The sequence below is a fragment of the Pseudomonas sp. PB101 genome (genome assembly GCF_009764265.1).
Classification (GTDB): domain Bacteria; phylum Pseudomonadota; class Gammaproteobacteria; order Pseudomonadales; family Pseudomonadaceae; genus Aquipseudomonas.
Genome location: NZ_RWIR01000014.1, coordinates 1 through 11,748, shown reverse-complemented (window position 1 = coordinate 11,748; position 11,748 = coordinate 1). Strand labels below are relative to the sequence as shown.

Sequence of the window (11,748 nt, the reverse complement as noted above, 5' to 3'; positions counted from 1 at the left end):
CTTTTTGTGGCAAGGCCTGCGGATGTTGCGTGAGGAGCGACCGGGGCAGAGCAGTCTGTACCTGTATGAGCCGGGGAGTTATGCGCCGTTGGCGCGGGTGGATCAGGCAGAGGGTGAAGAGCGGAAGGTTTATTACTTCCATACTGATCAGATTGGCACGCCGTTGGAGATGACTGACCGTGAAGGGCAGATTGTCTGGCAGGCGACGTACAAGGCTTGGGGGGTAGTTGAGAAGCTGGCGGTCAATGAAGTCGAGCAGAACCTGCGGTTTCAAGGGCAGTATTTTGATGACGAGACGGGGCTGCACTACAACACGTTTCGGTATTACGATCCGGAGGTGGGGCGGTTTGTTACGCAGGATCCGATTGGGCTTAGTGGTGGGACGAATCTATATCACTACGCAGCAAACCCTTATGGATGGATTGATCCTTGGGGTTGGGTGTGTATTCCAAATAAAGTTGCTGGCACTGCTCGAGAAGCTAAGGTGGGTAGTAGGCTTGAGGCTACTTTCGGCAAGCAAAATGTTTTAAAAGAGCGTTACTTGAGAGACGCTACAGGAAAAATTGTAAAAGGTCCGGATGGCACTGCACGGCGCGTGGATTTCGTGGTTAAGCGTTCCGATGGGAGTTGGCAGCCAATTGAAGTGACTAGCAAAACGGCAGATAAAACGCTTCAGCTGATCAAGGAGCAAGAAATACGCGAGGCTGGAGGTATGTTTGTACGCAATCCTAAGACAAAAGAGTTGATTGAAGTTTCGGATATTTCTAGATTGATAAGGGTGAAATAATGGTTGATTTTACAAAGTATAGTGTTCCAATGCTGTATAGCAGGAATAAAAACTTAGAATATAAGCAGCACATCATTGATACATCGATAGCGTTGTTGGGTTTTTTGTGGAGGGAGGGCCTAATTGTAAGTAAGCCATTTGATGATGCTGGGGGTTTGAAAATGGACTTCATTGTTAAGCTATCTGATCTAAGCCCGGAAGGAGTAGAGCTTTTTAAAAAAGCAGTACCAGCATGGCTACAGAAAATTGACCGTGGAGGTGACCGTTCAGATGTAGTGGGGTTAGAGAAAGAACTGAAAAAAATCAGGGCTAAGTGAATAGTTGAGGTAACACCAAAACGCTATCGCCAGCCGGCTCAAATCCAATACCAGACAGTTTGATCGGGTTAAATACAACCGCCTCAAGCGCTGGAGGGATAAGGAGTGTGCCTAAGACTGGTTGAAAAGCGGATGACGAGTAACGTGTAGGTTTAAACATAGGATGCAGAAAGTGGCGCGTGAAGGATTGGAAGACGGAAAATACGCCGTAGATAAAGTTTTAGAACGACTTCTATGAGTGAAAATTGTTTTATTTAATTGGTTTTTTGTTGGAGGTCGTGCAGTCAGTCTGAGTTTATATCGGGTGAGTTTGAATGTGGTGAGTGGGGTGGGATGAATTTGAACCTTGTGCAGAAAGGGTTGTTATAAGAAAAGCATATAAATTCAAAGTTTTTGGTCGGGCTGTAAAAAACTCAGATTACTTTAAGGATGTTGTACGGAGTTTTTGAAAAGCTATAGGGGCGTAGAATGCTCAGAGATTGCTTTGAAAGGTGATTTTGATCGAAAATAAGATGAGTTTTTGTTTGAGTAAGGAGAAGTAACGTGTATTCAAAAAATATGCTGGCAGGGATGTTGATGTTGGTCGGGTTTTTTCTGAGCGGATGTGATAACTCCGACAGCACTCAAGGTGTGGCGTCCCACGATCAGGAACATCAGGAAGAGAAGAGTTCAAACCAGGTAGAGATAGAGAAATACAATATTTATGTCGAGGCCGCGAACAGGGGCGGGGATTTTGTCACCACGCTGGAGAAGCGTAGGGTCGAATATTCGGAAACGCTCGCGTCAGGAAAGAAACTGACGAGTTACTACATGTTCAGCGGGTATGACATCAGTATTTTGCAAGATAACCTTAACAAAGCATTGGAACTCTCTTACCCGATGCCAGAACTGGATGAACCTGCGAAAGGCATGCTTGTAGCGCTCGCAAAACTGCAGCCTATCCACGCAGAACTCGCCAACTATGCCAATTCCAAGGGCTACCTGTCCGATGACGGGGAAAAAGCCAGGGAAATGGAGCCATTGCTGGATGCGGCCTTGGAAGCCGTTGCCGTTGAGCAGGCGAAGTTTTATGCCGGTATCAACAAGCACGACGAAATAAATACCCAGACAGCCTTTGATAGCGCCGAGAAAGACAGCCTGGGTTACTACCGTGCAGGCATCGTGCTTTACGCCAAGCAATCTGTTCGATTGTCTGGTGATTTTTTCCAGTCATCTGGTGCGGAGGAAGCTACCAAACATTTTGAAGACAGCCTCAATAAGACCGCCCAAATGATCGATGGTTGGGACAGGAAGGGCAAGGCCCAGACGCCAGCTCTCAAATGCAGTGTCTTGCTCAGTGATTTGAACCGTTTTGTCGGTAAAGGGCGTGAAGCGATCCACACGGCGAGAAGCGGTGGCTACAAGCCTGATGAGCAACGACAAATGATGTGGAAAATGAATAATCCCATCGAGCGCGATGCCAAGACTTTTGGACAGTCCTTTGACTCTGTGATCAACGGGCTGAACCGTACAACCTGTATCTGAAGGTTTGCAATGGAGTCGACAGTGTATTCGCAGGCAACGCCTGTTAATGAAAGATCGTTGTCTGGATTACGTTTTTTTTACAATCAACTACTAGGGAAGTAACCATCTCATGCAGCAATCACCCACACCCGCTTCAACGGTGACAGGTCAACTGATCTCCACCTTCCGTCACGGCAAAGGCTTTCTGGTCTTCTTGCTGTTGCTCGCAATCGGCCTGTTGTGTATGGCGGGATTTGTGTTGTACCTGGGTACCCTACTGCCGGTGGCCAGTTCCGGGGCGAACACCAGTCGTGGTTCCAACCCGCAGTTGTTGATCTATTCGGTCAGTGTCCTGCTGGTCGTCATTTCGGCGGTCTTCTTCGGGCTTTATCCGTGGCAGAAGAAGTTGCGCGGAACCCATTATGAGGTTTACGAACACGGCATTGTTGCTGTCAGTGGTAAGCAGCAACAATATACGGCGTTTGCTGAAATAGAAGACCTTTACCTGTTCAGTTCAGGGCAAACCGTATTCACTGGTCTGATCACCAACCTGGCGTATCGGCGTAATGAAAGTGAGCCATTTCATCGCGTCATCGAGACGTTGAAAGGCTTTCAGGAATTCCAGCAACTGGTGCGTGAGTTGCATGTTCGCGAGTGTCTGCCGGTTGTGATGAACAAGCTTGAGTCTGACGGCGCAGTGACGTTCAAGTACGTGCCGACCGGGCAGGTCTGGCGCAAGCGAGTCTCGGGGGACTTCCTGAATGTCGTCACACAACCGATTATTGTGACACGCGAGTTTCTGGAAGTTGAAGGACGTAAAGTCCCGGTGTCGACCCTTGCTTCAATTGATTTAAATGCCTGGAGTGAAAAGGTCACTCTAAAAGACGCAGCCGGGAATCAGATGCTGTCAACGCTGTGCACCGGGATCATGAGTCATGACCTGTTTCTCACCACTCTGGATGTGCTGCTGGATGCTCAGCGGGCAAGCAGGGGTGAGACTGCCCCTACTCTGGCCTGAAGATCTCAGTCCTCCGCGAGGCTGACCATTACAAAAAAACCGGCTGATCAGGCCGGTTTTTTTGTGGGGCGGTAGTAGAGCAACTTTTTCAGGCAGTGCGATTCTGGATCAGACGATCCGAGCCGCCTTCAGCGACGCGGTTTTGCAGGAGCTTGTCGGAACCACCTTCAGCGACGCGGTTTTGCAGCAGTTTGTCAGAGCCACCTTCAGCGACACGATTCTCGATCAGGCGATCGGAACCACCCTCTGCCACACGGCTTTCAATCAGACGATCCGAGCCGCCTTCAGCGACCACAGGTTGAGCAGAGGTAGCGGCAAAAGCGTTAACTGCGAAAACCGAGAAAGCGATGCTGAGGAGGGTCTGGCGTTTCATGATCGTGTGCTCCGGGGTACTTGTGGGTTGGTATGGAGCAGATGTTACGCCGTGGATTTTTTAAGAGAACTTCATTGAATCAATGGTGACTATCGACGCAGTCAATGGATGATTCGGTGTTCTTTATGGGATAGGTTAGAACGTTTATTTCTTTAAGTTATTTAAATAGATGCAATCTGCATATCCATAACCGAACAATCCACGTCATGGTTTTTACCTTGTCCGTGATCGAATCGGATCGTTCGTCACAGCAGAAATAATCCTCCTGGCTGCCTCGTTAAGCCTGCCCTGGCATCGACTTTGGCTGCTTGATCGCCAGCTTGTCGCGGCCGGCCGATTCCCTAGAATCCGCCTCCATCAGCTTCGTCCAACTATCCAGTCCTTCAGGGAACAACACCATGATGAATGCCATGCAGATGCAAATGCCGATGAACGCCAACATGCCAATGATGTCGATGATGGGCATGCCGATGATGATGGCGACCATGTCCTGCGACATGATGGACGACGGCATGATGTGCAAGATGATGCCGGCCGCTGGCATGGACATGGCCATGTTCCGGAACAGCGCTGAAATGATGCAGTTGATGATGAACTGCGGCATGCCGATGATGATGCACTGCGGCAACATGAGCATGATGTGCATGTCCCCGGTGAGCATGGCCATGCCGATGATGAACATGATGATGCCGATGCCGATGATGGGCATGCCGATGCCGTCGATGAAGTGCGTGATGGAATGCACGCTCATGGCGGACTGCATGATGTGCAAAATCATGCCGATGGCCGGCATGAACATGGACATGATGAAAAACTGCTGTGCCCTGATGATGAAAATGATGAACGACTGCAGCATGCCGATGATGATGAGCTGCAACGGCATGCCGCTGATGTGCTGCACCTGCTGATCGCTGCACTGCACCTGTAGGAGCGAGCTTGCTCCGGGCGGCGATCCGACGATGGACGTCAACGATGACGCGGGTTTTCTGAAAAAACGCGTCAGCCTTGAGCTCATCGCGAGCAAGCTCGCTCCTACAAGAAGGCGGTTTTAGTCCAGGCGTTCGGGGTAGGTCACTACAAGATAGGCCACGGCCTCACTGTCGGCGGGGTTGCGATAGCGGTGGGGCTGGTCGGCGTAAAACAGGATCGAGTCCCCCGTGGATAGCAGGTAACGTTCATCGTTGACGCTGATTTCCAGCACACCCTGCGCCACCACGAGGTTTTCCTGGACACCTGGGCCATGGCCCTGCGACTGGTCCTCTCCCAACGCGCTCAGGCGCAGTTCGTAGAATTCCGATTGGCGCGCCACGTCAAAGGGGAACAGGGCGCGGCTGACAAAAGCGCCGTTGGCACTGACCAGGCGTTTGCTCTGGCTCGCCGACAACAGGGCCACTCCTTCGAAGGCCCGATGCTCCAGAAACGCGGCCACCGATACCTTCAAGCCTTTGGCGATTTTGCACAGCACCTTGATGGACGGCACGCTGCGCCCCGATTCGATTTGCGCCAGCATGGCGCGGCTCACGCCGCACTGTCGGGCCAGGGCATCAAGGGACAGATGACGCTTGCTGCGCAGACGCAGCAGGTTTTGTCCGACCCGCTCGCAGATCGGGTCCTCTTCCGGGGCATCCGGATTGTTCAGGTCCAGCACAGGCTCGTCCGCGCTTATCAAAAAGCGCGAGGGTTCGTGCGCGTTCACGTCTGACGTGTCTCGGTAGACCGAGACGCCTGAACCCACTGCAATGCCTGTAATCCGGCGTTGCGTGCGTACATCTCCCACATGGCCCGTGCCCGTTGCTGTGCTTGTTTGCGTTTGCGGTAGCTGGCGAAATCGATGAGGTTGTCAGTCGGATTCATGGGGCACTTCACTGTGGTGATGAATGACGGGATGACTGGAGAGTACGCTTCTATTTTTATAACGATAAATACTGAATTTTCATTTATTAATTCTTTTTGGTTCTTATTGGTGGGCGATTTCCAGGCGCTTATGAATGCCCTTTATATTTCCAAATGGTCTAAATATGTAATTATATATTCCTTTTGGTGTTGGCTGATGCGGTGCATCTTGAGGGCCTGCCCATCCATGCGGATGGTCCCGACGCCAGACAGGAAGCCTCATCATGACCATCAAAGCGATCAACGTCCGTAACCAGTTCAAGGGCGTCATCAAGGAAATATTCGAAGGCGAAGTGGTCTCCGAAATCGACGTGCAAACCGCCTCCGGGATCGTCACTTCCGTGATTACCACGCGTTCGGTGCGCAGCCTGGAGTTGAAGGTGGGCAGCGAGGTGATTGCCTTCGTCAAGTCCACGGAGGTCTCCATCGCCAAGCTTTGAAAGCTTGAATGATGGGTAGATAACGGATGATCTGCCGGTTCAAGAAAACCATGAAAAAAACCCGGCTGATCAGGCCGGGTTTTTGTTGGGCGTTGTGGTGACGCGGTTTGTTTACGCGACGCGGTTCTGCAGCAGTTTGTCGGAGCCACCTTCAGCCACGCGGTTCTGCAGCAGTTTGTCAGAGCCACCTTCGGCAACACGGTTCTGCATCAGTTTGTCGGAGCCATCGGCGGCGACGCGGTTTTCGATCAGGCGATCGGAACCACCCTCGGCCACACGGCTTTCAATCAGACGATCCGAGCCGCCTTCAGCGACCACAGGTTGGGCAGAGGTAGCGGCGAAAGCGTTAACTGCGAAAACCGAGAAAGCGATGCTGAGGAGGGTCTGGCGTTTCATGATCGTGTGCTCCGGGGTACTTATGGGTTGGTATGGAGCAGATGTTACGCCGTGGATTTTTTAAGAGAACTTCATTGAGTTAATGGTGGCTATCGACGCAGTCAATGGATGATTTGATGACCATTGTGGGTGCGGGTGTCAGCGGGAGATGAGGCCGTGATCGAGGGCGTACTTGACCAGCGCGGCCGGTTTGTCGATGTTGAGTTTGCGCCGGATGCTCAGGCGATGGGTTTCCACCGTGCGCACGCTGATGTCCAGTTCCCGGGCCATTTCCTTGTTGTTCAAGCCTTGCGCCATCTTCGACAGGACCTGGCTTTCCCTCGGGGTCAGTTCGTTGTCGGTGTTGCGGTCGGCGATCAGGCGCTGGGCGATTTCGGCGCTGTAGAAGGTTCCGCCGCTGGTGATGGCTTCGATGGCGGCGATGATTTCCCGTGACGGAGCGTTTTTCAGCACGTAGCCGCTGGCGCCGGAGCGCACCGACTCGCTCACGTATTCGTAATTGTCGTACATGCTCAGCACCAGCACCTTGAGCGACGGGTACTGGCTGCGCAGCACGCGGGTCAGTTCCAGGCCGTTCATGTCCGGCAGGCTGATGTCGACCAGCAGCAGGTCCGGCCGGCAGCGTCCGACCATCTCGATGGCCTCGGCGCCGTTTTCCGCTTCGCCGACCATTTCCAGGGGCGACATCACGGCCAGCAGCGCCTTGATGCCGTCGCGGACCAGGGAGTGATCGTCGACCAGGGCGACGCGGATCGGGGAGGGCAGGTTCATCGCAATATTCACTCTTGTAGTTTTGCGCGGGCTCAGCGTTTTGTGCCTGGTTTCATTGGCAGCCGTACGTCCAGCTCGCTTCTGCCCGGCATCGAGATCAAATCGAAGCGCCCGCCAAAATGTTCGACGCGTTCGCGGATGTTACGCAGGCCAATGCCGGCCTGACGACGTTCGACCTGGGCGACGTTGAATCCGATGCCGTCATCGACCAGGGTCAGGCGCACGGACTCGTCGCAGCCGCGCAGTGTAATGGACACGTTTTTCGCTTGCGCGTGGCGTTCGATATTGGTCAGGCCTTCCTGGACGATGCGGAACAGCGAAACCGCCGCGCCGTCGACCAGCAGGCAGTCGAACTCATTTTCGTCATAGGTCACGGTCAGCCCGCTGCGCTGCTCGAATTCGGCGGCCAGTTGGCCGATGGCCGCCGGCAGGCCGAGGGTGTCGAGCAAGGAGGAGCGCAGGTCGTGGGACAGGCTGCGTACTTCACCGATGGCATCGCCCAGGCGCTCGGTGGCGTCTCTGAGCGCGTTCAAACCCTTGTCGTCGGCTTGTCCGCGTTCCAGCAGATGGCTGGCCAGTTCGAACTGGAACTTGATCGACACCAGCACCTGGCTGATGCCGTCGTGCAGTTCGCGGGACACCCGTGATCGTTCCTCTTCCTGCAGGCTGACGATGCGCTGGGTCAGGCGCTGCAGTTTCTTGTCCGCCAGGCGATGTTCGCTGACGTTGAGGGTCATGCCCGTGGCGAACACGAACAGCACCGCGACCAGGGCAACCACGGCAATCGCCATCATGGTCTTGCGGATGCCCATGGCCACTTCGGCGCGGGCCTGCTGGGTGGCACGCTCGACGTCTTCGAGGTAGATGCCGGTGCCGAGCATCCAGCCCCAGCGATCGAGCATCACCACATAGGCGAGTTTGTCGGTCACCTGGCCGGAGGAGGGCTTGTTCCAGGCGTAGCGCTGGAAGCCTTCGCCCGATTGCGCGCTTTGCAGCAACGCCTGAATCACCGGCAGGCCGTGGGGGTCTTTCATGTCCCAGAGGTATTGGCCGACCAGTTCCGACTGGCGCGCGTGCATCAGGCTGCGGCCTTCGTGGTCGTAGACGAAGAAGTAGCCGTTGATGCCGAAGCTGAGCTTGCGCAGTTCTTCCAACACCTGTTGCTGGGCGCGGGCGTCGCCGTGGCCATCGTCGTACAGGGGGGCGATCAGGCTCTGGGCCATTTCCACGTAGTTTTTCAGCTCCGCGCGCTTGCTCGCCAGAATGCTGTCTTCGATCAGTTGTGCCTGTTGATCACCCAGTTGGCGGTTGAGGGAAATCACCAGCGCGCAAATGACGGCAATGGCCAGCACCAGCGGCAGAATCCCGAGGGCGACGATCTTGTGTTTGAGCTGCATGTTGACTCCTGCCCACGCGAAGGCTCGGCATCATATGCCAAAGATACGCCCTGTAGGAGCGAGCTTGCTCGCGATAGCGGGGCGTCAGCACCATCAATGTCAACTGACACTCCCTCTTCGCGGGCAAGCCCGCTTCCACAGTGATCTGTGGCTCACCATGAATGTGTAGCCAACGCAGAACCCTGTGGGAGCGGGCTTGCCCGCGATGGCGGTCTGATAGCCGACATAGATGTTGAATGTTATGGCCCCATCGCGGGCAAGCCCGCTCCCACAAGGAGATCGTGGTGCCTACGTAGTACTACGTAGACACCACGTACGTAGTAACGCGGATTTATTTGTGGACGCCATGCGCGGATATTGGGCCAGCTCCGCATCGCGGACACAATTATAAAAATTACCGCCGCAGTCACTGGCTGTCGGCAGGAGACACGCTATGCCCCGTCTGGCTAAACACCTCGCCTGGTTTGCCGTGGCTGTCCTGGGAGCGATTGCGCTGAGTGTCGTGGCCCTGCGCCGCGGCGAAGCGATCAACGCCCTGTGGATCGTAGTCGCAGCCGTCGCCATCTACCTTGTTGCCTACCGCTACTACAGCCTGTTCATCGCCAATAAAGTGATGCAGCTCGACCCCAATCGGGCCACGCCGGCTGTGCTCAACAACGATGGTCTGGACTACATACCGACCAACAAACACGTGCTCTTCGGTCACCACTTCGCGGCTATCGCCGGCGCCGGTCCTCTGGTCGGTCCGGTATTGGCGGCGCAGATGGGCTACCTGCCCGGCACGCTGTGGCTGATCGCCGGCGTGGTGCTGGCCGGTGCCGTGCAGGACTTCATGGTCCTGTTCATGTCCACCCGCCGCAACGGCCGCTCCCTGGGCGACATGGTCCGTGAGGAAATGGGTCGCATCCCCGGCACCATCGCGCTGTTCGGTTGCTTCCTGATCATGATCATCATCCTCGCGGTGCTGGCGCTGATCGTGGTCAAGGCCCTGGCCGAGAGCCCGTGGGGCATGTTCACGGTGATGGCGACCGTGCCGATCGCGATGTTCATGGGCGTCTACATGCGCTACATCCGCCCGGGCCGCATCGGCGAAATCTCGGTGGTCGGCGTGCTGTTGCTGCTCGGTTCGATCTGGCTTGGCGGGCAGATTGCCGCTGACCCGGTCTGGGCCAAGGCCTTCACCTTTACCGGTATCCAGATCACCTGGATGCTGATCGGCTACGGCTTCGTCGCCGCAGTCTTGCCGGTGTGGCTGATCCTGGCGCCGCGCGACTACCTCTCCACCTTCCTGAAGATCGGCACCATCGTCGCCCTGGCCATCGGCATCCTGGTGACCATGCCCGAGCTGAGAATGCCGGCACTGACCCAGTTCATCGACGGCACCGGCCCGGTATGGAAGGGTGGCCTGTTCCCGTTCCTGTTCATCACCATCGCCTGTGGCGCGGTATCGGGTTTCCATGCGCTGATCGCTTCCGGCACCACGCCGAAATTGCTCGCCAGTGAAGGGCATGCCCGCTACATCGGTTACGGCGGCATGCTGATGGAGTCCTTCGTGGCGATCATGGCCATGGTCGCCGCATCGGTGATCGATCCGGGCGTGTACTTCGCCATGAACAGCCCGGCTGCCGTGGTGGGCGCCGATGCAGTTACCGTCGCGCAAACCGTCAGCAGCTGGGGTTTTGCGATCACGCCGGAAGCGTTGCAAGCAGTGGCCCGCGACATCGGTGAGACCACCATCCTGGCCCGTGCCGGCGGTGCGCCGACCCTGGCGGTGGGGATCGCGCAGATCCTGCACCACGTGTTGCCGGGCGAGAACACCATGGCGTTCTGGTACCACTTCGCGATCCTGTTCGAAGCGTTGTTCATCCTGACTGCGGTCGACGCCGGCACCCGTGCCGGGCGCTTCATGCTCCAGGACTTGCTCGGTTCGTTCGTGCCGTCCCTGCGCCGTACCGAATCCTGGACCGCCAACCTGATCGCCACGGCCGGTTGCGTGGCCATGTGGGGTTACCTGCTGTACCAGGGCGTGATCGATCCTTTGGGCGGCATCAACACCCTGTGGCCGCTGTTCGGCATCTCCAACCAGATGCTGGCCGGTATCGCGCTGATGCTCGGCACCGTGGTGCTGATCAAGATGAAACGTCAGCGTTACGTCTGGGTCACCTTGCTGCCAGCGGTATGGCTGCTGATCTGCACCACCACCGCCGGCTTCATCAAGCTGTTCGATGCCAACCCGGCGATCGGCTTCCTCGCCCTGGCGAAAAAATACAGCGATGCCCTGGCCAACGGTCAGGTGCTGGCCCCGGCCAAGAGCATCGACCAGATGCAGCACGTGATCTTCAACGCCTACACCAACGCGACGTTGACCGCGCTGTTCCTGTTCGTGGTGTTCAGCATCCTGTTCTTCGCGCTCAAGGTCGGTATTTCCGCCTGGGGCACCAAGGAGCGTACGGATAAAGAAGCGCCGTTCCAGGCCCTGCCGAATGCGTAAGCGAGGAGGGCAGCATGTTCAATGACCTGAGTCGCCTGGGTAAATACCTCGGTCAGGCCGCGCGCCTGATGGTCGGCATGCCCGACTACGACAACTACGTCGAGCACATGCAGAACAAGCACCCGGACAAACCGGTGATGGACTACGAGGCGTTCTTCCGCGAACGCCAGGAGGCCCGTTACGGCAGTAAAGCCGGACCCAAGTGCTGTTGAGCGAGATAAAAAAACCGGCCCAAAAGGCTAATGCCAGTCAGTTAAGCTGACTGGCATTTTTATTTCTGATCGGATACTTCGGCGATTTGAGCCGGATGGCGCGAGGATAAATACGCTCCTCTCGCCGATGAGGCAGGACATAGTGCGGGG

The 11,748-nt window shown here is 55.7% G+C and carries 14 protein-coding genes; 8 read left to right on the top strand and 6 right to left on the bottom strand.

Going from position 1 to position 11,748, the window contains the following annotated elements; genetic code table 11:
• The 4 genes from EI969_RS04055 to EI969_RS04040 all read left to right on the top strand — a co-directional run.
• A partial coding sequence (locus EI969_RS04055) for an RHS repeat domain-containing protein (protein WP_178120544.1) occupies nucleotides 1-787 on the top strand: 787 nt, incomplete at its 5' end.
• Nucleotides 787-1,104, top strand: a complete 318-nt coding sequence (locus tag EI969_RS04050; protein WP_160386043.1) for a hypothetical protein — start codon at nucleotides 787-789, stop codon at nucleotides 1,102-1,104. The genes EI969_RS04055 and EI969_RS04050, both read left to right, overlap by 1 nt.
• Nucleotides 1,105-1,647: 543 nt before the next feature.
• Nucleotides 1,648-2,628: a YiiG family protein gene (locus tag EI969_RS04045; protein WP_160386042.1), complete on the top strand. Its 981-nt coding sequence runs from the start codon at nucleotides 1,648-1,650 to the stop codon at nucleotides 2,626-2,628.
• Nucleotides 2,629-2,737: 109 nt separating this feature from the next.
• The gene (locus EI969_RS04040) at nucleotides 2,738-3,625 is read left to right on the top strand and encodes a hypothetical protein (RefSeq protein WP_160386041.1); all 888 of its coding nucleotides are present in this window, start codon (nucleotides 2,738-2,740) and stop codon (nucleotides 3,623-3,625) included.
• 88 nt (nucleotides 3,626-3,713) lie between these two features.
• Here the strand turns inward: EI969_RS04040 and EI969_RS04035 are convergent, their stop codons facing one another.
• A complete protein-coding gene (locus EI969_RS04035) occupies nucleotides 3,714-3,998 on the bottom strand; it encodes a hypothetical protein (protein ID WP_160386040.1) in 285 nt (94 codons plus the stop codon).
• 398 nt (nucleotides 3,999-4,396) lie between these two features.
• Here EI969_RS04035 and EI969_RS30405 point away from each other — a divergent pair, with 398 nt between their 5' ends.
• Complete coding sequence (locus EI969_RS30405; RefSeq protein ID WP_160386039.1) at nucleotides 4,397-4,906, top strand: hypothetical protein; 510 nt, start codon at nucleotides 4,397-4,399, stop codon at nucleotides 4,904-4,906.
• Between the two features lie 140 nt (nucleotides 4,907-5,046).
• Here the strand turns inward: EI969_RS30405 and EI969_RS04025 are convergent, their stop codons facing one another.
• Nucleotides 5,047-5,637, bottom strand: a complete 591-nt coding sequence (locus EI969_RS04025) for a helix-turn-helix domain-containing protein (protein WP_160386044.1) — start codon at nucleotides 5,635-5,637, stop codon at nucleotides 5,047-5,049.
• 53 nt (nucleotides 5,638-5,690) lie between these two features.
• Nucleotides 5,691-5,852, bottom strand: coding sequence for a hypothetical protein (locus tag EI969_RS30220; RefSeq protein ID WP_178120543.1), 162 nt, complete (start codon nucleotides 5,850-5,852; stop codon nucleotides 5,691-5,693).
• Between the two features lie 263 nt (nucleotides 5,853-6,115).
• Between EI969_RS30220 and EI969_RS04020 the strand changes: the two genes are divergently transcribed.
• Complete coding sequence (locus tag EI969_RS04020) at nucleotides 6,116-6,331, top strand: molybdopterin-binding protein (protein WP_056724180.1); 216 nt, start codon at nucleotides 6,116-6,118, stop codon at nucleotides 6,329-6,331.
• 111 nt (nucleotides 6,332-6,442) lie between these two features.
• Here EI969_RS04020 and EI969_RS04015 read toward each other — a convergent pair whose 3' ends face one another.
• The 3 genes from EI969_RS04015 to EI969_RS04005 all read right to left on the bottom strand — a co-directional run bounded on the left by EI969_RS04015 (nucleotide 6,443) and on the right by EI969_RS04005 (nucleotide 8,895).
• Nucleotides 6,443-6,727, bottom strand: a complete 285-nt coding sequence (locus EI969_RS04015) for a hypothetical protein (RefSeq protein WP_160386038.1) — start codon at nucleotides 6,725-6,727, stop codon at nucleotides 6,443-6,445.
• Between the two features lie 138 nt (nucleotides 6,728-6,865).
• Nucleotides 6,866-7,498 (bottom strand): response regulator transcription factor, encoded by a 633-nt coding sequence (locus tag EI969_RS04010; RefSeq protein WP_160386037.1) that lies wholly within the window; start codon nucleotides 7,496-7,498, stop codon nucleotides 6,866-6,868.
• Between the two features lie 32 nt (nucleotides 7,499-7,530).
• On the bottom strand, nucleotides 7,531-8,895 hold the full coding sequence (locus tag EI969_RS04005) for a cache domain-containing protein (RefSeq protein ID WP_160386036.1): 1,365 nt from the start codon (nucleotides 8,893-8,895) through the stop codon (nucleotides 7,531-7,533).
• Between the two features lie 433 nt (nucleotides 8,896-9,328).
• On the opposite strand from EI969_RS04005, the gene EI969_RS04000 reads away from it, so the two are divergent.
• On the top strand, nucleotides 9,329-11,386 hold the full coding sequence (locus EI969_RS04000) for a carbon starvation CstA family protein (protein WP_160386035.1): 2,058 nt from the start codon (nucleotides 9,329-9,331) through the stop codon (nucleotides 11,384-11,386).
• Between the two features lie 14 nt (nucleotides 11,387-11,400).
• On the top strand, nucleotides 11,401-11,598 hold the full coding sequence (locus tag EI969_RS03995; RefSeq protein ID WP_046042517.1) for a YbdD/YjiX family protein: 198 nt from the start codon (nucleotides 11,401-11,403) through the stop codon (nucleotides 11,596-11,598).
• Nucleotides 11,599-11,748: the final 150 nt, after the last annotated feature.